Annotated in this window: 16 protein-coding genes; 2 read left to right on the top strand and 14 right to left on the bottom strand. The window is 46.4% G+C overall.

Annotation, left to right across the window (positions count from 1 at the left end; translation table 11 throughout):
- Positions 1-46 precede the first annotated feature (46 nt).
- Positions 47-1,477: an arylsulfatase B gene (locus tag FKX85_RS19170; RefSeq protein ID WP_141616264.1), complete on the top strand. Its 1,431-nt coding sequence runs from the start codon at positions 47-49 to the stop codon at positions 1,475-1,477.
- 658 nt (positions 1,478-2,135) lie between these two features.
- On the opposite strand, the gene FKX85_RS19165 is transcribed toward FKX85_RS19170, so the two are convergent.
- From FKX85_RS19165 to dut, 14 genes are all read right to left on the bottom strand, one after another.
- On the bottom strand, positions 2,136-2,810 hold the full coding sequence (locus FKX85_RS19165; RefSeq protein ID WP_141616263.1) for an energy transducer TonB: 675 nt from the start codon (positions 2,808-2,810) through the stop codon (positions 2,136-2,138).
- A gap of 73 nt (positions 2,811-2,883) precedes the next feature.
- On the bottom strand, positions 2,884-3,276 hold the full coding sequence (locus tag FKX85_RS19160) for a VanZ family protein (protein ID WP_229239686.1): 393 nt from the start codon (positions 3,274-3,276) through the stop codon (positions 2,884-2,886).
- Entirely contained in the window at positions 3,269-3,646 is a 378-nt protein-coding gene (gcvH, locus tag FKX85_RS19155) for a glycine cleavage system protein GcvH (RefSeq protein ID WP_141616262.1), read from the bottom strand. The genes FKX85_RS19160 and gcvH overlap by 8 nt, the downstream gene beginning before the upstream one ends.
- Positions 3,647-3,704: 58 nt before the next feature.
- A complete protein-coding gene (gene sov / locus FKX85_RS19150) occupies positions 3,705-10,691 on the bottom strand; it encodes a T9SS outer membrane translocon Sov/SprA (RefSeq protein WP_229239685.1) in 6,987 nt (2,328 codons plus the stop codon).
- Positions 10,692-10,853: 162 nt separating this feature from the next.
- Positions 10,854-11,453 (bottom strand): Holliday junction branch migration protein RuvA, encoded by a 600-nt coding sequence (ruvA, locus tag FKX85_RS19145; protein WP_141616261.1) that lies wholly within the window; start codon positions 11,451-11,453, stop codon positions 10,854-10,856.
- Positions 11,450-13,723: an NADP-dependent malic enzyme gene (locus FKX85_RS19140; RefSeq protein ID WP_141616260.1), complete on the bottom strand. Its 2,274-nt coding sequence runs from the start codon at positions 13,721-13,723 to the stop codon at positions 11,450-11,452. Before FKX85_RS19140 ends, ruvA begins: the two co-directional genes overlap by 4 nt.
- 20 nt (positions 13,724-13,743) lie before the next feature.
- On the bottom strand, positions 13,744-14,841 hold the full coding sequence (locus FKX85_RS19135) for a DUF4837 family protein (protein ID WP_141616259.1): 1,098 nt from the start codon (positions 14,839-14,841) through the stop codon (positions 13,744-13,746).
- Positions 14,842-14,933: 92 nt separating this feature from the next.
- Positions 14,934-16,328, bottom strand: a complete 1,395-nt coding sequence (locus tag FKX85_RS19130; protein ID WP_141616258.1) for a lytic transglycosylase domain-containing protein — start codon at positions 16,326-16,328, stop codon at positions 14,934-14,936.
- 15 nt (positions 16,329-16,343) lie between these two features.
- Positions 16,344-17,771 (bottom strand): Asp-tRNA(Asn)/Glu-tRNA(Gln) amidotransferase subunit GatA, encoded by a 1,428-nt coding sequence (gatA, locus tag FKX85_RS19125; protein ID WP_141616257.1) that lies wholly within the window; start codon positions 17,769-17,771, stop codon positions 16,344-16,346.
- 14 nt (positions 17,772-17,785) lie between these two features.
- Positions 17,786-17,992, bottom strand: a complete 207-nt coding sequence (locus tag FKX85_RS19120) for a Sec-independent protein translocase subunit TatA/TatB (RefSeq protein ID WP_015267819.1) — start codon at positions 17,990-17,992, stop codon at positions 17,786-17,788.
- Between the two features lie 295 nt (positions 17,993-18,287).
- A complete protein-coding gene (locus FKX85_RS19115) occupies positions 18,288-19,538 on the bottom strand; it encodes a murein hydrolase activator EnvC family protein (protein ID WP_141616256.1) in 1,251 nt (416 codons plus the stop codon).
- Positions 19,539-19,541: 3 nt separating this feature from the next.
- The gene (locus FKX85_RS19110; RefSeq protein WP_141616255.1) at positions 19,542-20,282 is read right to left on the bottom strand and encodes a DUF4292 domain-containing protein; all 741 of its coding nucleotides are present in this window, start codon (positions 20,280-20,282) and stop codon (positions 19,542-19,544) included.
- The gene (locus FKX85_RS19105) at positions 20,275-22,023 is read right to left on the bottom strand and encodes a tetratricopeptide repeat protein (protein ID WP_141616254.1); all 1,749 of its coding nucleotides are present in this window, start codon (positions 22,021-22,023) and stop codon (positions 20,275-20,277) included. Before FKX85_RS19105 ends, FKX85_RS19110 begins: the two co-directional genes overlap by 8 nt.
- A 119-nt stretch (positions 22,024-22,142) precedes the next feature.
- Positions 22,143-22,577, bottom strand: a complete 435-nt coding sequence (gene dut / locus FKX85_RS19100; protein WP_141616253.1) for a dUTP diphosphatase — start codon at positions 22,575-22,577, stop codon at positions 22,143-22,145.
- A 288-nt stretch (positions 22,578-22,865) separates the two neighbouring features.
- Between dut and FKX85_RS19095 the strand changes: the two genes are divergently transcribed.
- Complete coding sequence (locus FKX85_RS19095) at positions 22,866-24,296, top strand: hypothetical protein (RefSeq protein ID WP_141616252.1); 1,431 nt, start codon at positions 22,866-22,868, stop codon at positions 24,294-24,296.
- The last annotated feature ends 8 nt before the right edge of the window (positions 24,297-24,304 follow it).

The raw sequence follows: 24,304 nt of genomic DNA, 5'->3' as shown, positions 1-24,304 counted from the left end.
CAATAAAGACATGTTAATTTAGTTTGAACATTAATAACCGACCGTTATGCCTTCAAAAACATTGAGTGGAACTTTTGCAGCACTTCCCCTTTTAGTCTGCCTATTATGGTTACCCTTAGCTGCCAAAGGCCAAGAACGGCCCAATATCATACTGATCGTAGCCGATGATTTGGGATTTGGGGATGTGGGATTTAATGAGAGTACATTTCCCACGCCCCATATTGATGATTTAGCCAGTGGTGGGATGGTTTTGAACCGGTTCTATGTAGCGCCCGTTTGCTCACCCACTCGGGCAGGACTGATGACAGGACGGTATCCTGATCGCTTTGGATTAAGGGAAACCGTTATTCCTCCTTGGAGGGATTTTGGAGTAGATACTTCAGAGGTATTTATGCCGGAAATCCTTGGAAATGCTGGGTATCAGCATCGTGCCATGATAGGAAAATGGCATTTGGGGCATTCCAGAAAAGAATATCACCCAATGAGTCGTGGTTTTACGCATTTCTATGGCCATTTTAATGGTGCCATCGATTACTTTACCCACAAAAGAGAGGGAGAACTGGATTGGCATAATGATTATGAGAGTAGCCATGACCAAGGTTACGCTACCGATTTATTGGCCGATGAGGCGGTATCATGCATCCAGAAATATAAGGGTGATGCGCCGTTTTTCATTTACCTAGCTTTCAATGCACCCCACAGCCCGCTCCAGGCTAAAAAGGAAGATTTGATTGCTTGCGGTTTTGACCCAGGGAAGCCACGGTTTTCCCATCAGAAAGATTATGGAAGAGAAGGCAGGGGAAACACAAAGGAGCAAACGTACCATGCGATGGTGATGGCTTTGGACCGAGGGATAGGAAAGGTCATGAAAGCCCTGGACGAAGAGGGAATTGCCGACAATACCATAGTGATATTTCACAGTGATAATGGCCCTGCACCAGCATATGCTGGAAGTTCAGGTGGCCTGAGAGGTCACAAATTCCAAGAGTGGGAAGGGGGTGTACGGGTGCCTGCTTTGGTCTATTGGGAAAATCATATAAAAGCTGGGAAAAGAAGTGAGCAAGTGATGGGCTACATAGATATTTTACCTACATTGGCCGATATTGTTGGCCTTGAAGTAGGTTTTCCAAATGCACTTGATGGTAGGAGTATGCGAACCATTTGGAATGGACAGAAGGACACGATTGAAAGGAATTTTTACCTGGGGTGTGGAGCGGCAGTGAACCATAGATGGAAATTGGTTTTGGAAAGCGGTGGAAATCCAACTATGAATGTAAAGGAAGATGTATTGTTTGACCTATGGAATGATCCTACTGAAGCCAAGAACAGAAGCAATGAAATGGGGGAAGCATTTCAAAATTTGAATTCATGGATTAAGGCTTTCGAGTCGATCAATCCACCCATGGAAGTCCCCCCTTACCACATCGGCAAAGAAGGATTCCAAGCCCCCAAGGAATGGAACATTTATGATTTCTAGCAGGATTATTGAAATATCCATAAATGTAGCGAAGACAACTTTGCAGGAATTAAATAGCCTGCATAATGAACGTTTGCTCGTTCGGAACTGAAAGTACATATAAGAGAAAACATAACATCCGCCATGGATAATCTTCAGCCATTAGGCTATAGAATGGCTTGAGCTGAGAAGCGACGCATTCTTCCCCAGACGGTTTGATTATGGGTAGTTGTACAGTATTGAGCGAAGGGAAATTCCCCAGTATGAAAGGATTGATGAATTCCTGCAGGAAGCCAAAACCAAAGGGGATAATTTTTGCGTTTACAGTTATTTCAAGGGGCCGCATAATCCGCGGGGCAAGGCTCTATAATTCCACTGCCACTTAATCCAAGTACCGACCCGTCAATATCCAAATTCAGGGATTAACTGGCATAGATCAATTATTTCGATGATCAGGTAAAACAAGCCCTGAAATTACTGGAGAAGAACAAGTTATGTAAAAACACCCTCTTTAGCGTTTTTCAGTGAGAAAGAAAACAGCTTTTTCCTGTGCCAAGTGGACATGTTTTAATGTGAAATATTCCTTGGTGCATAATTTTTAAATAATGGTGATAGCACATAATAAAAAAAAGGGCTGTCAAATTAATGACAGCCCTTTTACTATAAATTGTTCGATCGATCAGCTAAGCTTGAATCGAATCGGTAATCTCATTTTTACCCTAACCGGTCGTCCCCTTTGCTTACCGGGTTCCCACTTAGGTGCGTTTCTTACTACACGCATGGCTTCTTCATCACAGCCACCTCCAATGCCCCTAAGGATACCGACGTCTTGGATAGAACCATCCGTATTTACTACGAATACTACATATACCGTTCCTTCGATTCCCATTCTTCGTGCTTGGGTGGGGTATTTCAGGTTTTTGCTTAGGTATTTGTTCCAGCCTTCCATTCCTCCTGGAGGAGTTGGCATGGTTTCTACCACGTCAAAGATCTCGTCAGCTTTCTCTTGTACAGGTGCATCGGCAATCACTACTTCTTTGATCACTGTTTCCTCCTGCACTTCCACATCGAAGTTTACTTCTATTTTCTCTTCGATTTCTACTTCATCAGGAATTTCCTCGATGATAGGCTGTTCTACTGGTGGTGGTGGTGGCGGCGGTTGTTCGGTGATAGGAATATCCAATAATTCCTCGAAATCGTCTTCCACTGTTCCTAGATCCATCAGCTCTCCTGATTCGTACGTTTTGTACTCGAAAGCAAACAGCGTAAGACCAACGCTGACAAGAAGCCCCAAGTTCAGGAACATTCCTGACTTTTTGCTCAGATCAGCTTTTGGTGTCTTTTTAGCTTCCATAGTTTAATACTTCATATAAAGGTTAATAATTCTTTGCTTCTTAGCGATAACAATTCTAACCATTTATTTTTACTTATACAAGCTTACTTTTCTTCTTATATAAAATATAAAAACAAACGGTACCGACTGCACTTCCCAACAAGTTTGCGGCAATATCCAACAGGTCAAATGCCCTGTTAGGAGCCAGTTGCTGCAACCATTCTACCAATATAGCAAAAATAATTCCTAAAACTAAATAATTAGTAATAAATTTCTTTTTGCTAAAAGGCTTATGGGAATGGTTCCAGACTCTGTTCCAAAAGAAGAGCAGCCCTGCAAATAAACCGAAATGGCCAATCTTGTCCATGCCCGGCACTTTTGAGACATCCGGCAGTTTGTTGCCGGGTGAAAGGATCAACCAAGCCAGGATGAGAGACCAAATGATAGCAGGTAATAGTCGCTCGCTAAAATACTCCTTCTTATTCACCAACCAGTTCGGCGTAAGCTTCGGCAGAAAGCAGATCGTCAGGAAGTGCTCCTTCAAATTTCACTTTGATCATCCAGCCGTCTTTATAAGGTGAATCATTGACCAGTTCCGGAGAACCTTCCAGTTCTTCGTTAAATTCAGTGATTTCGCCATTTAGTGGCATGAATAGATCCGAAACGGTTTTCACGGCCTCTACTGTACCAAACACTTCTCCGGTCTCAATAGTTTCACCGACGGTTTCCACTTCCACATATACGATGTCACCCAATTCTCTTTGGGCAAATTCAGTAATGCCGATTGTCGCGGTGTCTCCTTCGATTTTTACCCACTCGTGGTCTTTTGTGTACTTTAAGTCTTTAGGGAAGTCCATATGTTATATTTAGGATTAAGTAAAGCCAAAAATACAAGCTTTCGACAAATCATAAAACCTATTGCCCTAAATTAAATCGTAATTGTCCTCCAAAGGCCGTGGAACTTCTGCGGTAGGCTGTGGTTATCCGCGGATCGTTCACCGTCCTGTCAAAGTAGAAGGTCACTTTTAGGTTTTGGTTAATGATATAGCCCAGGCTTGGCCTGAACTGCAAATTGACATTGCCATTGGTAATGGTGCTGCCTTCCTCCAGCTTCCTCTGGAGCGTTTGGGTATCCACAATGCTGGTGCTGATCCTTATTTCCAGGTCATTGTCCAGTATTTCCTGTTGCCCTTGGATCTTGAAAGGGATCTTGACACCGGACTTGGTATAGCCCAGCTCAAACCTAAAATCCTTACTTTTTTGTTCGGTAACCTGGGCGTTGGAAAAGTTGAGCCCGATGGCCCTTTCTTTGTTGAACTCAAATGAGATGTTCATCCGGTTTTTGGTCAGGATGTCCACGCCAATGAATGGGCCAAACCGTTCGGATAGGACCACTTGGTTAAGGATAAATACCGGAATATAACTGCCATACTCATCGGTCATGCTGGCAGCCGGATAATTTTCAAGCTTATTGTACAGTTCCAGGCCATTTTGGTAGAGTAGGGAAGAAGAGAAATTGCTCACATCGTACGTGGAGGTATAGTTGTGTGTCAGGTTGATGGAGCTGAAACTTTCTTCAAACAGGGACAAGCGGGAAAGCCCTCTGTATTCCACACGCCAATTGGGCAGTGGGAACTTAGGAAATGGGTTCAATGGGATTTCTTGGGGAGACTTGCCACTGTAGGCCGCCAGAAAAGCGGGGACCAGTACATCTTGCCCATTGATATTGTATTCTCCCCCTGGATTGAAAGCATCCAGTCTGCCTTTGATCACGGACCGATAGGACTCAAAATCATCAAATAGTGGAGAATTGTTATCAGCATCATCCTTGGCAAATGTGGTCTTGATCATATTGTAAGTGATGTTATAGGCTCCCAACCGATTAGGGTTTACCGAGAGATAGTCACTGCTGGTCTCACTTTCGCTACGGAAAATTTCACTGTATTGGCCCGTTTCCCTTTTTCTCATGTCCAAGGTGATCCTAAAATCCCGCGTGGGTTCCAGGATGGCTTGAACCTGCAGGTTTTTCACCTGGTTTTGCCGGAATGCCTGTGTGAGTTCCGAACTGGGGGCCATGACACCCCTGTTGGCAAGGTCATAGCGGATGTCCGCATTTTGGCTACCAAACAGGAAGCCAAGTCCCGGATTCATAAAACTCCTGTCCAGCCCGAACAATCCGGTGTTTTCCATATAGCCGGGCAAAAAGGTCCCTTCGGTAATACTGTATTGACCGGAGATTTCTTTCAGCATCATGGCAAATTTCAGGAGTCCGTTGCCAAAGCCATCGGTGGTGATGCTGTCTTGCTGGTTTTCTTTTTGACCTGGAATGCTTGGCCGTTTTGGAGCGTTCAGTGCGCGCAATTTGGCAGACTTGTTATAGAGCCCTACAAAGTCCATTTTTCCGTTCAATGTCCTGTTTCTGGTATTTTGGATCACATTTCCCAGGGTATCCCTTTGGCCAATGGAACCGGTAAGCCAACTGTAAGTGGCTTCGTACCTGAAATCGGCACTTATCCAATCCAGCGCCGGTACCTTGTCCAGCGGTATGGTATAATTGGCAATGAAGGAGTGGTTGTAATTGGTAGGCCTTCCCAATTTTTTGAAGTTGTTTTTAACCGAATCCTGCTTGGTTTCCGTGTCCAGATCGCCCTGTGGCTCGTCCACGATGGCATTGACATTTGCACGATAGTCAAAGCTCAGGTTCTGTGTTAAGTCCCAGTTGAGGCCAAAAAAGCGGTTGATATAAAAGCTCTTCTGGAAAAGAGGATCTACCCCATCGGTGGTCAGCTGGTCATTTCGATACTGGGTGCGCATGAATTTTCTGTCTACATCCAGGCTCGCGGTGACCTGACTGGGGGCCAGGTTAAGGTTAAAGTCCCGTATCAGCTGAAGATGGGGGCTTTTGAATATTCCCCAATTTTTAAACGGCTCCACGACCACCGGATTGGGAGCATAATTATAAGAAATATTGCCGCGGTATGATTCATAAGTATAATCCTCGGTGTTGATATTACTTTGCTTTACGATCCCGTAGGCGTAGGAAAAGGAAAAATTCGACAGGTCATAAATGTGGTTTTTCTCTTTCTTTTCACCGGGCAGCTTTCGTACATTGGAGAAGCTGATATTACGGCGCTTGACTTGATCGAGTACCAGGTCACGATAGGCTTCCCGTTCGGAGTTAGTCCGGAATTTGCTCAAGGCAAGCTCAAATGGAACATCAGGATTTAACGGATCGAACTGCGGTTTTGTGGTGCTGTTTTCCATGCTGACGTACATAGGAATGCTCAGGTTTAATCCTGCTGGGAGTAATCTGTCCACTTGGACGTTTGCAGAAACGTCATACTGTGTGGTGGACTCCCGGGACCTTTCAGAAAGCCGCGTTTCCAGACCACCGAACCCAAAGGTATTGTGGCGGATGCTGCTGGAAATGGTAGCCACATCAGCAATTTTGGCATTCAGGCGTGCATTGGCCGCCCAGCCATTGGATTTGTTGAAATCAACCACCCTCAGCTCATTTGCCCAGACACAGATGGATTTGCTGGCGCTTCCAGTAGATGCCGGGTTTCGTACACCGATCATCAATCCCTGGACATAGTTTAGTTCCGGCCGGCCCACTACCGTTACATTATACTGCCTGACCTGTTCGGTATAGGGGAGGTTTTGGGGATGCTGGTTATTGTCCCTTGCAGATTTTACCCCTACGATTTCCTCGATAGCGATGTCTATTTCATTGGCACTTGGCCAGATTTGGCTGGGATCACGGGTGCCTTTTGGTGTGATGTTCAGCGGTACTTCGATCTCATAGTAGTTGTCCGTGTAATCTGTTCCCAGCCGTAAAAAAGCAGTAAGTTCCCCATCCAAAGCGTCTTCACTGTCAGCATGGAAAAACATCTTAAGCCTTCCATACTGTACCAAATCCAGGTTGCTGTTCTTAAATACCGCCCGGGCATCGCGGCTTTGAAGGTTGTCTATGCACAGGCTGAGCGACTGTTCATTGAGCTGCCGCTCCACGGTGGAGGTGTTGTCCCGATCGCGGTTGATGCCCGGAGGAAGGACATAAGGGCTTTGCCTGGAATTTCCCTGGCCATTTTCTTCGATATTGACCACGCCCACGGTCATATTGGACACATCTGGTTCAGGTACTTCAAAGAGTCCCCGCTCATAGAGTGATTCACGGAAAGTCCGCCATTGGCTGCCGACCATCCTGAACTGGGCCATTCTCAATACTACTGGCTGCTCGAAGTCGGTCAGGTATGTTCGGAGAAACCGCAAGGACTTAAAACCTGAAATGTCCCCCTGGACATTGTCAGGCTGTCTGACGGGAATACGGAATTGGTACCAGGTGATGTCCTGGCCGTTGACGTTACGGGTGGATTTCCCCACTACATGGTTTCTTCCTACTTCCAAACCTCCCGGTTCAAGGTCAATTTCATACTCATAATAGTTTTCCACCTCATTGATGGTATTGTCACCATTGAGGTCTTCGTTGTCGGGTTTATTGGAGCCGGAAGCCGTATAGGCTTGGTTGGAATTGGCCGAAATGGGGGTGTTGTTTTCCATACCATTGAAGTACTTGTACCGCTCTTGGATCTTTACGTTCTGCTGGTCGAGTTCCTCTCCAAGGTAGTACTGGAATGTATCTGCTGATGGATCCGCTGCGATCTTTTCATAAGCTTCGCCATTTACATTTAATCGGCTCAAAAACCTGTCCTGAAAGTAATCCGCTTCTTGCTCGCTGTTTAGCCCGTCCAGTCCCACGTCCTGAAATGCCCGTGATTCCGGAGAATTGTCAAAACCTGGTGTCAGGTACTGTTGGTTGGTGACCCGGCCCCATTCGTTTTCAGTGGTTTCGGAAGGATCACCATCTTTTGGAAGGCCGTTTTCAAATGCCTGGCGGCCGTCTTTCATCACGTCCTCGGAAATTTCACCAAGGTTGAAGACCAGCTTTCCCCCTGTGGTGTTGTTTTCGTTGAAGACCCCATCCAGAACCCGCCCATTCGGCCCGGAGATGAAAGGATCCAGCATCCAGAATTCGATGTATTCGATATTGGTCCGGTCAAAATCCACATCAGAGGTGATGACCCTGGAGATCCCGCCATAATTGTCTTCCGGATTGGGAAGGAGGCCTTCACTGTCCAGGGCGGGATTATAGTTGTACATCCCTCTTTCGGAAGGATAATATGCCAGGTCAAACAAAGGCTCGGGCAGCACAATGGCGTCCTGATCACGTCCTTCGAAGATTTCCTGAGGAGAAAAGGACTTGACATAGTAGTTTTGGCGATCCTCGTCAGTGATGTTTTCAGGCACTCCTTGGCCACTTCGTCGGTAAAAGACGTTATCAATATTGTACCATGCAAGTCGCGCCCTTCGGTAGGCATTGCCCAATTGGTCCTCGGTCTGCATGCTCATGTCAAACCTGTTGTCATTGGTCTTTGGTGTGGATGAGAGTTTCCAGTTCTGTGGGCTGCCGCCAAGGCTGAACGGGGTAATGGCCGTTTCGAAGTCGTCGATATAGGACGCGCCTTCCCCATCGACTTGGTTGGAAGTCCCGGGAATTAGGTGGGCAAATTCACCACTAAAGGTCACCAAAGACTCGTCTTTGGTATCGGTAAAGGGCAGTGCATCGGCCAGTTTTGTCAACCATCTTGATTTTTCACTGTAGTTTAAGTCAAGTCCCCAAAGGCTGTTTTTGATGGTTTCACTTCCCGTACTGATCCTGGTGATGTTGGGACGTTCATTCAGGTATAGGAAGGTACCCCCAAGGGTCAAGTTGTTATTAAAGACATAATCAAAGCGCGTCCCCAGAAGGCTTCTGGTCTGGAAGGATACCAAATCTGCTTTTTCAAAACTGATGGTAATCCTTTTGCCGGAGGCCAATATGCCCTCATTGATGATCATGACCCTTCCAATATTATAATCCACCGTATAGTCCACCCCTTCGGTCAGGGGAATATTACCTGCATTGACGATAACGGATCCCTCGGAGATATTCAGGCCAGGAAGCATGATTTCTGAGGAAGATCCGGCTGTCAGACTACCTTTGATATAATATTTGTTAAGTCGTGTGACCAGCTCGGCATCGGCCTTGGTGGTACGGTATAGCGTGTCATAGACGAATTTATCCTTCAAGCTTTCTTCATTGGGCAGGAAATTATCGGCCAATGTCTGGCCAAAGGGTTCCAGCTTGGGGAAGATCAGCATTCCCTTTTCTGGCAAAATGGTCAATCCAGGAACAAAATCGAAATTCCCGTCCGGTGCAGGGTCATTTTGTGGATTGAGGTTATCGAGCCCCATCAGCCGGACCAAAGGAACATCCTTGACCTGCTGCCCTTCCAATAGACTGGGATTGTCCAGACCCGTGCGGTCATCCCGGTAGATTACCTGGAGCTGGAAGCCCTCCTTTTGGATTTGGTTGGCATTGAAGCTGTAAACATTTTTCATCATCAAGTCCCAAGTGGGGACATTCGTGTTGATCCGGGCAGGGCGCAGGAGCTTGAGGAACAGCACATCGGATTCAGGACGGTTTTGGTAGTCTTCGGACATTTCCCCGACCTTATAGGCCTGTCCATTATAGGTGTATTCAAAGGATACGGCCACCACTTCATCGTTGAGGATTTTCCTGTTCAGGCTCAGGTAGCCGAGTTCTTTATGAAAGGTATATTCATTGTCTGCCAGCTTTCTGGCTCCATTCACCTGGACGAAGTCGGTTCCCTTGACCAGTCCCAGGCCACTTTCGATCTGGTTGGAAGCCTGATCATATGGCCGGAAATTGGGATTGGCTGTCAGGTTATCGAACAGGTCGTTGGCATCATTGGAAGCTGGACTTCCGGGTGTGCCCGAGCCGATGTTGGGATTGCCAGGCCGGTAAATTCGGTTCCCTTCACCAAGGTCCATGAAAGCCGTGAAGTTTCTTAGGGTTTCGGTATTGTTTGCCCTGTTCATGATGTATACTTCCACCCGGGTGATATTTACCCCGGAGAGGATCTGGGGAAGTCCCCGGAGCCATCGTTCGTAGTTTTCACGGAAAAAGTGCGCCAGGAAAAAGTGCCTGTTGTCATCGTATTCGGATGCCCGGAGCTCAAAGGGTCGTCCCTGTCCATTGCCTTCGATGACGATTTCGTCACGCTGCCCCCGCTGAGTGGAGGCGACGGCCGTCATAAAGAGCTTGCCAAACTGAAGTTGGGTTTTTACTCCGAAAAGGTTCTGGGAGCCTTGAATCAGGCTGTTTTGGACAGGCATGCTGACATTCCCGATTTCTACGCTCTTGATTATATCCTCTTCAAAGCCCCGGTACTCGACCTTCAGTTGGTTTTGGAAGTCAAAGGAATTATTGCTGTCAAAGTTTGCATTGATCTGCATCTTTTCACCCAAATTTCCGTTGACACTCATCTGGATCTGTTGATCAAAATTAAATCCACCATTACGCTGCTGTCGGATGGGAATGGAAGGGTTATCAATGCGTCTAAAGATCCCGCCAAAGTCCAAATTGATATAGCCTGTGGGGACAATATTGATTTCACTTCCACCAAAAAGCCGATCAAAAGTAGGGCTCATGGTGATAGGTGGGATCAGCCCCCGTCCGCTGACGGCACTTTCGCCGTACATGCCCTTGGAGCGGTCACGCCAATATTGCTGGCGCATCCGCAGCTCTTGGATTTTGGAAAATTCCTCAAAGTCGAACCTATAGCCAGGATTGACATCGGTGGAATCCATTTGGTCATACACACGGTATTGCAGGGTGGAATCCAGCTCGATTTCCACTTGCTGTTCTTGAGGAGCTTGATTATAAAATGGTGAATGACGGTAATCCAAAGGACTCTGCTTCGGGTAGAGTGGATTGGTACGGTAATTGTCCCATAATAGAAAAGATGGCAACGCCCTTCGCTCTTCTAGTGAATCCATTTTACTTGGAATACTATCTGAAGAGACGCCTTGCGCCTGTGCGGCTTGCCACCCGGACAAAAGAAACACCGCCAACAACAGTGAAAGTGTTGCTGAAAAGTTTTTTGGGTTGCTAAAGCCTTTAAAAAAATATGATCCAGTAATAGTCAAACTTCCTAGAAATTAGGTTGACCTTAAAGATGCTTTAATTAATTCTTCCAACGAAATTTCTGAGCCGCTTTTTTTCAAAACAGCGGCAATATTTTTTTCTGCCACTGCCTTGGTAAATCCCAGGGTAATCAATGCTTGCAAAGCTTCTTCTTTGAGGTGCTGGTTTTGTTGGATAAAGCCACTGGAAACCAGATGGGATTCGGTCAGGTTATCCTTGTTTATCTTGTCTTTTAGCTCCAAAACAATACGCTGGGCGGTCTTTGCACCTACTCCTTTGACACGCTGGATGGTCTTATGGTCTTCCTGGGCAATTGCCGCTTCCAACTCTCCTCCTGACAGCGAAGAAAGGATCATCAGCCCGGTGTTTGGACCTACTCCCGAAATGGAAATCAGCAGTAGGAACAACCGTTTTTCCATTTCTTCCTTAAATCCGTAAAGCGTATGTGCATCTTCTTTGATGTGCAGATGGGTGAGGAGCTTGACTTGCTCCTCATCCTTGATCTGCGAATAAGTGTTTAACGATACTTTGACGTGATAACCGATACCGTTGATGTCAATTATTACAAAGGTAGGATCCTTAACAACCAGTTTTCCTTTTAGATAATCGATCATATATTGTCATGACTTTGGGCATCCACTACAGCAATGGCTACCATATTGATAATTTCCCGTATTGAACTCCCCAGTTGAAGGATGTGAACGGGTTTGTTCATCCCCAACAAAACCGGACCGATGGCCTCTGCATTGCCGATTTCTGCCAACAGTTTGTAGGCAATGTTCCCCGAGCTGAGGTTGGGGAAGATCAGCGTGTTTGCTTTTTTGTTGGCAAGGGCACTGAAAGGATAATTTTCCTTTTGGATGGCTTCGTTGATGGCCACATTTGCCTGCATTTCTCCTTCGATGATCAGGTCGGGGAATTTTTCCTTGGCCTTGGCGGTAGCCAGGGCTGTTTTGGTCGGTGTATTTCCTTTTGCCGAACCGAAGTTTGAGTAGGAGAGTACCGCTACTTTTGGCTCCAGGTCGAAGAATTTTACCGCATCGGCAGTCAACCCGATTATTTCCACAATTTGGTCAGCAGTAGGATCCACGTTTACGGTGGTGTCAGCAAAGAAATATGGGCCTTTGTCAGAATTCATGATATACATCCCCGCTACCCTGTCCACGTCCTGCTTCACTCCGATGACATGCAGTGCAGGAAGGATGGTTTTTGGATAATCCTTGGTAAGACCGGAAATCAGGGCATCGGCTTCACCTGTCTCCACCATCATGGCTCCAAAGTAGGTGCGGTCACGCATCATCTTCTGGGCCTCGAAAGGTGTCAGGCCTTTGCGCTGACGTTTATTATAGAGCAGGTTCCCGAATTTTTCGAGTCGCTCTGGTTCTTCATATGGATCAATGATCGGTACATTGCTCAGGTCCAGGGAATGTTCCTCTATAAGCTTGAGAATGGTCTTTTTATTGCCCAACAGGATAGGATCACAGATCCGTTCATCATTGATGAGCTGGGCAGCTTTCAGGATTTTGGTATTGTCTGCTTCCGCAAATACCACGCGCTTAGGCTGTTTTTTGGCCCTGGCGATCACCCTGGACATCAAGCGCTGATCGATGCCGATCCTTTCTTGAAGCTCCAATTCATAGGTCTCCCAATCGGTAATAGCCCTCTGGGCCACGCCCGTTTCCATGGCTGTTTTGGCCACGGCGGGTGCGATGGTGGTGATCAGTCTTGGATCCAATGGTTTTGGAATCAGGTAATTCCTTCCAAAACCCAGTTGGTCATCACCATACGCCTTATTGACAATTTCGGGAACAGGTTCTTTGGCCAGCTTGGCAATGGCCTGGGCAGTGGCCAGCTTCATTTCTTCATTGATGGCCGTCGCCCTTACGTCCAGTGCTCCCCTGAAGATGTAGGGAAAGCCCAGGACATTGTTTACTTGATTGGGAAAGTCAGATCTTCCTGTGGCCATGATGAGGTCATCACGGGAGGAGGTGGCCAGGTCATAATCTATTTCCGGGGTCGGATTTGCCAACGCAAAAACGATGGGATTGTCCGCCATGGATTTGATTTGCTCAGGAGAAACGATGTTTCCTGCCGAAAGGCCCAGAAATACATCCGCTCCTTTCATCGCATCGGTAAGGGTGTGGAGAGCTGCCCGTGAAGTGGCAAATTCCTTCCTGATCTCATCAAGGTTTGGCCGGTCTGTCCGGATAACTCCTTCAATATCGACCATTACCAAATTTTCCCTTTTTACCCCTAATGACATATAAAAACGGGTACAGGAAACAGCTGCGGCACCTGCACCACAAACCACCAAGCGAATGTCCTCTATTTTTTTGTCAACGATTTCTAGTGCATTTAGCAGGGCTGCTCCCGAGATGATAGCCGTTCCATGCTGGTCATCGTGCATGACAGGGATTTGCATTTGCTCTTTGAGCGCCTGCTCGATTTCGAAGCATTCAGGGGCCTTGATGTCTTCCAAGTTGATCCCACCAAAGGTAGGCTCAAGGGATTTAATGATTTGGATGAGTTTCTGGGGATCTTTTTCGTCGATTTCAATATCGAAAACGTCGATACCTGCGAATTTTTTGAAAAGAACGCCTTTTCCTTCCATGACAGGTTTGCCCGCCTCAGGCCCAATGTCCCCAAGGCCCAGTACGGCAGTTCCATTAGAAATCACGGCCACAAGGTTTCCCTTTGCAGTATACTTATAGACGTTTTCTTTCTTCTTGGCGATTTCCAAACAAGGCTCTGCCACTCCTGGTGAATAGGCCAAGGCCAGGTCTAGCTGGCTGGAGAGTGGTTTCGTCGGAACGACCTCGATTTTTCCTGGACTGCCTTGGGAATGGTAGCCCAAAGCATCTTCTTTTCTGATTTTAATCGCCATTGTTAAGCTATAAATTGGATTTAGTTACTGTTGTCCTCGGGGAAAGTGGTGGCCATCAAGATAGCTTCGATTTCCCGAAGGGCCTTTTTATGGGTTTCATTCGGATAATATAAAAATCCTTCCAAATAATAAAGTTTTCCTTTGGCTTCATCGACTATCGTGTAGGAAACGAATGACCCGCCCATACTGATGGTGTGGGTTTTCCATTGTCCCCGCATCTCGATGGCGTAGTGCCCGTCGATTTGCATGTTTCTGAAGGAAGGTACTATTTGTTTTTCTGTTTCCAAATAGGAAGTTGGCTTTTCCGGATCACCAAAGACACGGGTTTTAAGGATTTCATCGCGTAATTTGATGATGTTTTCCGGAAAGACCTGTTCCTCGGAGGTGTAATCGGTTTGATAAAAGATCAGGCTGATGTCTGCCCGCTGGGTGGTGGGCGTCGGCTGCCTTGCCCAGAGGAAGTTTTCCTCTTCCTTGACATATTGATAGGAGGCAGGGATTTTTAGATTCAGTCCCAAGATTTCCTTACCTTTGGATTGTACTTTTCCACTGGTACGTTCGAGGATGGCGTCTCCCAGACGGTTTCTTTCCCTTACTTCAAAAAGGTTCTGAAGTTTATCCTTGTTCTTGCGCAGGTTGTTGATCAGTTCCTCTTCGGTATTGCCAAATAGGTAAACTACTTCCTGTCCTTGGGCAAATTCATCTTCGTTTCTCAGCATGAACAGTGATGGATCTGCAGCAGCTTTTTCCTTGGACGCCGGGCTGAATTGGTTGCTGATCATGCGGCTGCCGGCCTTCTTGTCGTCAAAAGTGGTGACATACACGATGTTATAGGCCATTTTCAGGATCCTTGTCATGGATCTCGGGTCTACTTTTCGCATGTCGAAAAGGGTTTCCTGTCGGACAAGTCCTTTGATGTCTTCTTCAAAGATTCCCTTTAGGGCATCACCTACTGGCCCCTTGTATTTTACCGAATCAATGACCAAAAGTATCTCTCCGCTGGCTCCCCTTGCTTTGGGCTTATTGGAGTTACTTCCGTTTTTACCATCCTGACAGCTTACCAAAATGCTTGCTGCTAAGATAAATAGGGCCAGAAACAAACTGTTTTTCTTATTCATTGTAAATGGATTTATAACGTTACCGTGTACAATTTATAAAAAATGAACGGCAGTAGGAAAGAAACTACTAAATATTTAGTTGTTAATTTTACTTAACCAATAATAAGTTTCTGGCCTGGTTTGATTTTATTGTTGCTGAGTTTATTGAGGCGTTTTATCTCTTCTATGGTCACACCTTCAAGTTTTTTGGCGATAAGCCAGAGAGAGTCGCCTGGCTGTACAGTATAGGTTTTTGGAGTACCTTTGACAAAAGTAGCATCCTGTTGACTAGGATTGTCTGCAGCAAGGTTTCTGGTGAAGGCATCGCCGTCTTGGTAGATGGTCAGGTGCTGGCCGATTTTAATATTGTTGGAGGACAGTCCGTTCCATGTTTTGATTTCCGAGACCGTTGTGCCATACATGCTGGCGATCTTGCCCAGTGCATCGCCCCGTCTTACCTTATAAATCAGTTTTTCAGGTTCTTTTTCTTGAGGTTTCTTCGCCTCTTGTTTGGCAAGAAGCCGTTCTTCCTGAAGGTTTATGCTGTCCATCATCCAGTGTACATTGGAAGCGATATAGTCTGCTTTTGCCTTTGGAACCCGAAGGGCATAATAACCCGTACTGGCGGGGATTTTACTGTTTTGGATGGCAGGATTCAAAAACTCCAATTCCTCCAAGCAGGTTCCACTGATGTCTGCCAGTCTTTTTAGGTCCAGCTCCTGGTCAAATTTCACTTTCTCATGGGCTATAGGGAAGGTGCCGTCCTCTAGAATGAGATTATGCTCATCAGCATGATTAAATACATACATAATGGCTTGGAACTGTGGGATATATCCCCTGGTTTCCCTCGGGAGCCAGTTATAAATCCCCCAAAAGGTACGTTTTCCACCGGATCGCCTGATGGCTTTTCGGACATTCCCCGGACCGCAGTTATAGGCCGCCAGGGCAAGCTCCCAGTCATCGAACATGCGGTGCAGTGTCTTGAGGTAACGGCAGGCAGCTTCAGTGGCCAGTTCTGGATCCATCCGATCGTCGATATCCCTGGTCACGTGCAGGTCATAGACCCTTCCGGTGGCAGGCATAAACTGCCAAAGCCCCATAGCCCCCACACGGGATTTGGCTTTTGGGTTGAGGCCGGACTCGATGATGGCCAGGTATTTGATTTCCTCCGGCATTCCATGTTCCTTGAGCTCTTTTTCGAAAAGAGGAAAATAGATTTCCTTTCTGGCCAAGGTCATCTTTGCATATTCCCGGTTTCTGACCGTAAAGTAATTTATAAACGCAAAAATGGTTTCATTTAGCTCGAAAGGCATATCGGTATCCATCTTGTCCACCCGTTCATTGACTTCATGATAGGTGAAGTCAGGAATGTATTCGTAATGATAGGTAGGTTGGACAAAATCCTCTTCGGCTGCTATGAAACCATTCTCTTCCTGGTTTTGGGCACTGGCAATTGCCACACAGAATATCATCGGTGATAGGAGTGTAAGTAATTTCCAGTTGCTCATAACAGGTGTATAGTTTTATTTCTTGATGTTCATTAAATAGTCCGCAAAAGCATAAAGCCTTGCCTCCTTAAAGGAGTTGGTGATGATCTGCAAACCAATCGGAAGGCCTTTTTCATCTTTTCCATTGGGTATGGAGATGGCCGGAACTCCCGATACTGACGCTTGTACGGTGTACAGGTCTTCCAAATACATGGCTACAGGATCATCGCTGTGCTCTCCAAACTTAAACGCAGTAGAAGGCGTAGTCGGTAAGACAATATAATCAAATTTGTTCAACAAATCTTCTGTGAACTCCTTGATTAACCTTCTTACTTTCTGGGCTTTGGTGAAATAAGCATCATAATAGCTGGCGCTTAACACAAAAGTCCCCAGCATAATCCTTCTTTTTACTTCCTCTCCGAAACCTTCAGAGCGGGTAAGCTTGTACATGCTTTCCAGGTTATGGGCATTGGGTGTCCGATACCCATATTTTACGCCATCGAAGCGCGAAAGGTTTGAACTGGCCTCTGCAGTGGTAAGAATATAATAAGTAGGAAGGACATATTCAAGTAACGGGAAATCAACCTCTTCTACTTGATGGCCTTCTTCCTTAAGCTTGTTAAGCATATCTAGGGTGTGCTCCTTGATCGCTGGCTGTAATGCCTCCGATTCGATGGTTTCTTTCAGATAGGCTACTTTTACCGGACCGTTCAAGGCAAGCTGCTCGGTATATGGAGGGACTTCCTTGCGGGAAACGGTACTGTCGTTATCGTCTTGGCCTGCAATGACCTCCAGGACCAGGGCATTGTCCTTTACATTGGTGGAAAATACGCCGATGGTGTCAAAGGACGATGCATAGGCGATCAGCCCAAATCGGGAAACCCTGGAGTAGGTAGGTTTTATGCCGACCAAGCCAGTGAAGGCTGCCGGTTGGCGGACCGAACCTCCCGTGTCGGTACCCAGAGAGGTGGTGCAGAGATTGGCCTGGACAGCTACCGCAGATCCACCGGACGAACCGCCAGGTACGCGTTCTTCGTCCAGGGCATTGAGTACCTTGCCATGAACAGTGTTCTCATTGGATGATCCCATACCAAACTCATCACAGTTCAGACGACCGATGATGATCGCATCTTCGTCAATGAGCTTTTGTACGGCAGTAGCGGTAAATTGGGAATGGAATCCCTCTAAAATTTTACTGGAGGCGTTGACCTGATGGTCTGCATAGCAAAGGACATCTTTGATCCCAATGACCATCCCCGCCAGTTTCCCGGCAGTGCCGTCCTTGATTTTTTGATCCACTTTTTCTGCTTGTTCCAAAGCGGATTGCTCATAAACTTCAACGAAGGCGTTGAGATGCGCCTTCGTTTGAATGTTCTTGAGATAATAATTGACGATCGCTTTACAATCAGTTTCTTTATTTTCAAGCGAACGTTTAATTTCGTCGAAAGAATGGAATTTTTCCAATGGTAGTTATTTTTTTAACTTTTCTTTTTACTGTCTCCCTTGATGCCATCTTCAATGTCATCCTGAATCTCTTTAGTGGCATCTTTGAACTCTTTGATGCCTCTGCCCAGCCCGCGAGCCAGTTCAGGGATTCGTTTTGCTCCGAATAGAAGGATGACAACCAAGATGATAACAACCAAGGAACCACCTCCTATATTCTGAATGAAACCCAATGTAGTCATGATAAGCATATTTAAGTTTTAAATCTGTACAAAGATATAACTGTGTCTTACTAACACAAAGGAATCGAACACAGTTCTTGTTTTTTTCAATATCTTTTTTGTAAAGATACTCATATTATCGCAGAAATGCTCATAGCATATGATGAATTACAGGGGAAGGGTGGTGGAAGGTTTTTAATGGTGAAACGTTCTTCCCCTCCTTAATTGACTGACAAATATCCAGCTTAAGCCCTGAGTAGGTTCGGGCCTATCTTACCCATCCTGAATACGGGGTGCCTGATACCCGCTACCGGTCTTACTTCCCGGCCAGCCAAGAAGAAGGGTTCATCTTTTGTAATCCTTTCCAGGTCTGGAAGTGGACTTCAGATACCCCGCTACCACCTGTGGCCACTTCCCCGATTTTGTCATTAGCCTTTACGTTTTGGCCGGATTTTACCGTTATGGTCTGTAACCTGCTGTACATGGTATAGTATTCTCCATGACGAATGATGATCGTGCCGCCCATGCCGGGAATGGTAGAAACTTTGGTGACCACACCGTCGAAGACTGCCCGGACGATTTCGTCAGGATTGGTCTGGATGTCGATGCCGTCATTGGTGATCATAATGCCCTTTAGGGTCGGGTGGGGATGGTCCCCGTAAGCTTCCGAAACAAAACCACTGGCTACAGGCCACGGCAATTTTCCGCGGTTGCTGGCAAAGGAACTGGAGAGGGCGGCAGCTTCTGGTGTCATCGGCATGCTGTTCGCAGAAGATTTGGTGGTTTTGGTATTGGCCTTCTTGGCCTCTGCCTCTGCTCGCTTGATTTCTTCTTCGATTACCTTACGGATCAACCTGTTCAGCTCTTCCTGCTGTTTTTTGGTCTCGGTAATGTCCTTGCGGATTTCATCTTCCTTGTTCGAAAGGGTGTTGACGATGGACTGCTGCTCTTCCTTGAGCTGGTCCAGTTCTTTTTTCTGGCTCCTTTCTTCTTGCAGGGCAGCCTGCTTATCAGTTTTCTGCTTTTCCAGTTTTGTCTGTTGCTGCTTGAGGTCTGCACTTACCTTTTCGATTTGCTCGACCTGTTTTTCACGGGCATCACTGTACTGTTTCAGGTACCTGATCCGCATGTATAGCTGCTTGAAGGTGGACGAACTGAAGATAAATGTCAGGATGGTCACCCCGCTGTTGAGCTTAGCGGACACGTAGACCATTTGGGCATATTCTTCCTTTAAGGTCTCCAGGTCGTCTTCCAGGGATCCAATGAGGTTATTGGTTTCCTTGATTTCCCTGTTGAGCAGGGCTACTTCGTTATTTAGGGTCTGGATGAAACTGACCCTGGTTTCCAGTTGCTTGCTGACCAGGTTCAGCTCGCTGATCGTGTTTTTTTTTCTGGCAGAAGTCTTTTTTAGAATCTCATCGAATTCCTTCAAGCGCTGCAGCACTTCGGCCTTTTCCTTTTCCAGCTGGACCCTTGACTTGGAAGTCTGGGCCATCAGGTTTCCCTGTTCGGGAATGGCCATCCAAGTAAAGGTAAACAAAAAAGCGAGCGCCAGAATGTGTTTCATAGATCAGAAATTATAAGGAAATGACAGTGGGGAATCCTGGAGTTCCACTTTGTTGAATTCCAGATTGACCAATGTTGACTGCACATCAGAAGAAGCATTTTCCATCAATAACTCCAAGAGAATTTTATAAGCATAAGGCTGTCCATCAAGGTCCTCAAATTCCGGATAACTGGCCGATAGCTTGCCCTTGTGAAACCGGGAAGCAGTGGCCAGCTCGGTGACCTTTCCGTGCTGCACTCCAATGACCGATTCGTAAGTGATGCCGTCCCGTCGTTGGGTAAGCTCGAAGGTCTTTCCCACTCGGATCAATCTATCCCTGTAACTGACGCCATAGGGGATATTGGCAAACAGTACATTCTCAAACAAGTCCAGGGAAAGCTTAAGGCCATAGGTGTTTTGGAATTGGTTAAAGGTGAGGTTGATGGCCTTGTTGTTTATCCGGTCAAATACCCTGATGTCCTCCCGTGTGATGACACCCCTGGCGGCTTCGATGCCCAGCCCCGGGCTGATGCTAAACCAAATGATACTGTCCCTTTTTGCCCTGAGGTTGAGTGTGCCGCGAGTGGTTTTGCCACTTTGTTCTTCCATGACCACGCGGGCTTTGGCACTGAGGTAATGATAGTCAAAGTAGGAGGGGGTAAACTCTTTCATGGCTTCATCTGAAGAATAGATGCTTGTCTTTTTGGCACAACCTGCCAAAAGTAAAATGACCGCCATAAAGCCCAGTAAAAAGTGCTTATTCATAGTATTTTTTATTCTTTATTTTTTGGTCCAGCTCATCGGAGACATCACTTTGGCCGGCAGCCTTTTCCCAATAGTCCATGGCGCCGGTTTTATCCCCCAAGTGATAAAGTATATCGCCATAATGCTCCAGCATTATCCCACTGGGACTGTCCTCTAGTTCGAGGGCCTTTTTCATGTATTTTTCAGCATCTTGGTAGGCCTTTTTCTGGAAGAGTACCCAAGCATGGGTGTCCAGGTAGGTGGCATTGTCCGGGAATCTTTTAACCAGTTTGGATGACATTTCCAGCGCCTTGTCCAAGTCCTTTTTTTCCAACGATAAAAAATAAGCGTAATTGTTCAGGACGTGTTCATCTTCTGGTGAAATCTCCAAAACCTTACCATATGCTTCAAAGGCTTGGTCTTCTTTGTCAAGGGCATGATAGGTGTCGCCAAGCTGGCCCAGGACCATCAGGTCTAGTTGTTTGTTCACGCCATCATTGAGCTCGAGGCTTTGCTTTAGCGAGGCTTCGGCAGCCGAATGTTGTTTGAGGGCCAGTTTTGCGGTACCATCAAAAAACCAGAATTCTGGTTTTTTGGGGAATTCTTCCGTGCCAATGACGGTATATTCTTCAATTTCCTTAAAATCCTTGCCCTGTTCAAACATCAGGCTGATGACGCCCTGCAGGACTTTGGCATCTTGGGGATGGATGGCAATGGACTGTTGGTAATATTCCAAGGCTTTGGCAGGCTGCTGGTTTTGCATGGCCCGGTCGCCCAAAATGGTGAAGACCGGGGCACTTTTGGGACTGGTTTTGACCATGAGGTTTTCCAAGCTGTCCAGCATGGCTTCACGTTCTTTGGTCCTCAGGTCCTTTTGCAGGATGTCCCCAAAGGTCTGCGCCTTTATCTCTCCTTCCAGATCGGGACTGTGGAAAGCGGTGAAAAGATGTTCCCGTGCAATAGTGAGTGCACTTTTCTTTTTATAGAGGGTGTAGGCGGCCAGGTGGAGGTCTGCTTGGTTGGGGTAGTCCCCTAATGAGGCGTTTACCACGTCAAGGGCTTGGTCGGTGCGGTTGTTATTAAACAGCATTTCCACCAATGCCAGCACATAGCGTGAGTTTCCGGGATTGGCATCGATAAGCTTTTCTCCCTCTTTGATGGCCGCATCCAGGTTGTTTTGCTTCAGGTAAATGCGCTGCTTTTGCACAGAAAGCTGTTCGACCACCCCATAATATTCCTCGGCTTTGTCCAAGGCTATAAGGGCTTTGTCAAATTGCTGGGTGGACAGGTACAGTGATGCCAGCTCCAGGATGTACTGTTGGTTGTCATCAGAGCTTTCGATAAGGGTGCTCAGGATTTCAGCAGCTTTTTCCGGTTGGTTTTGCTTGGTGTAGACTTCTGCGATGAGCAGGTGGTAGTATTTGTTTTCAGGATCTGCCTCGATGGCTTTTTGGCCATGTTCCAATGCCTTTTCGTTTTGGTTGGCACGCGCGAGGATTTCGGCCATCTTAAAGTTGACCGCCCCTGATTCCGGGGTCAGGTCATAGGCCTTGTCAAAGTAAAAATAAGCTTTTTCATAGTCTTCCAGCATCATATGCTTTTCGCCCTCAATGAACAGGCGTGCCGCCATATCTTCTTCTTTCTTTTCCTTTTTGGCACTTTTAAAGAGATTGAACTGTGCTTTTGCTGTAGGACCAAGGAACACCAATGGCACGGTCAATGCTAAAAAGAGGAGGAATTGCTTGATGTTAGTTAATCGCATGCTATGTTTCGAACTGGTAAAATTATCAGGAAGATATATGGTCTCTACCTGACAAAACGTACAAACTTTAGGTCTTTTTGGTTCATTCCCCAAAAGCCATTTCACGAAATTTAACGTGATCAGGATTTTCCCGTACTGCCAAATCCACCTGCTCCTCGTTGGGTTTCCGATACCTCGGCAGCTTCTTTCCACTGGATCTGCTCGTGTTGTGCCACCACCATCTGGGCGATGCGCTCTCCATCGTTGATTTCGAAAGGCTCATTGGAAAGGTTCACCAAAAGGACCTTTATCTCACCCCTGTAATCCGCATCGATGGTTCCGGGGGAATTGAGTACGGTGACCCCATGCTTATAGGCCAGGCCACTTCTGGGGCGGATCTGTGCTTCATGGCCGGCAGGCAATTCCATAAACAGCCCTGTACCGACCAAGGTTCTTTCCAGCGGCTCCAGTAGTATAGGTTCTGATAAATTGGCCCTTAGGTCCAGACCTGCAGAAAGGGCCGTTTGGTATTCAGGAAGGGGATGCTTGGATTGGTTGATGACGTTGACCTGCATGGTAGTTTGATTTTGATGGTTACTTGGGACCAAAGATAGGCGGTTATTTTTATTTGTCGGAATGAAGAGGTGAAAAATAGGTGTTCCAAAGCAATGATGGTTTTGGTCTGACCTTTCGTAGTGACCTGATCCTTTGCTGTTCATGACCTTTCCGACAGGGTTCTATTCCTATTAACCCAAGTTTTTCCCTTGCTGGTTTTGTGAACAAAATCTTTCGAAACATGTCGATTTCTTTCGTTTATTTGTTTTTTTATAGGTGATTGGTTATATTTAGTAACTATGATAAAAATGTTACAACCTATAATTCATCATTTAAAGGACTACTTACTGCTCTTATTTTGTTCCGCTACTTTTTGTGTACAAGCCCAACATGTGGGGACCAACCCTACCATCAGTTTGAAAGAGGAAGTGGAATGGGTCAAGCCCATTGACTGGTCCCGCTTCGAAGCCGAGGTAACACCATCTCCCCAGCAAATTTTGATGGGTAAAATATTACTCAATGCCAATAAATATGCCTTGACTACCTGGTGGGAAAAGCGTGGGTTCAGCGGCATTTCCATAGATGATTATCTTGACTTAGGAGGAGTTTCCGAACATAAAATACGACCGGTTGCCGCAGAGGCGGAGGCATTGGCGGCCTCTTTACAGATGGGACTTTATGACGGTACATTTACTGGAGTTTCGAAACAAGAAGCGGAAGCCAAGACCGTTCAGATGATCCGTAGTCTGGTCCACACGCATCTGGCCAACAAACCCGGGGGATGGGGTGAAAAATGGCAGTCCGCGTTATGGGCGGGTTATACTTCGTTTGCTGCCTGGATGATGTGGCCCAAGCTTGATGAACAGACACGATTGGAGACTTTGGCAATGATAACTACCGAGTGTGCCTGGATAATGGACGATAAAGAGCTGCCCGGTATAAAAACGTATCGGGACCTTAATGGGGAAATTATCAGTCCGGGTGATACCGGTGGGGAGGAAAATGCCTGGGACAGTCTTATTCTTACCGTTGCCTGTGCCATGATGCCTGAAAGCCCTGAATATGATGAGCGGATAAATAAAGTGATATGGTTGACATTGAATGCTTTGGCGCGGCCAAGTGATCTGGAAAGTAGAAAATGGTATAATGGGAAACCTTTACATGAGTGGTTAGTGGGCACAAATCTGAATGAAGACGGAACGGTGGTAAACCATCATTTTATTCATCCCGATTATATGACGTCTCCTTTCGAATTTAATCCTATCAAATACTTTTGGTTGGCAGACCAGAGCATTCCAACGGCCTTGAAGTTTAATATTGACAAGGTATTTAGTGCTTTTGCCGACTTGCGTTTTGGGCCTGGCGAAAAACTTACAGGAGGCCAGGTAAAGGATCCTGGAGGCACTATTTTTAAAGAGGGATCCGGCGATATTTTTTATCCTTTGGGAACCGATTGGGGAAAAGGCCGCCGTATGAACTTTTCAATGTTTAATAGCATAGCAGCTTCCTTTACGAACGATTCAGACATGAGGATGAGGGCACTGGACTGGGAGCTGAAGCAGGGACAGGTGGTATTGGATATGCAAAGCCGCTTTGAAGACGGCCATACTTACCTGGATGCAAAAGAAGACAGCTATGCCTCCCGTGAAGAATGGGTGGCCGATAAGGCGATGACCGCCTATATCATCGAGACGCTGAAGCTTGTAAGTGAACCCAAGTTTACAAACAAGGGGTTTTAAACTTTTTT

Origin of the sequence: Echinicola soli (assembly GCF_006575665.1) — a bacterium.
GTDB classification, from domain to species: domain Bacteria; phylum Bacteroidota; class Bacteroidia; order Cytophagales; family Cyclobacteriaceae; genus Echinicola; species Echinicola soli.
Note: the sequence above shows the minus strand (reverse complement) of the source record. Positions and strands in the feature narration are given on the sequence as shown.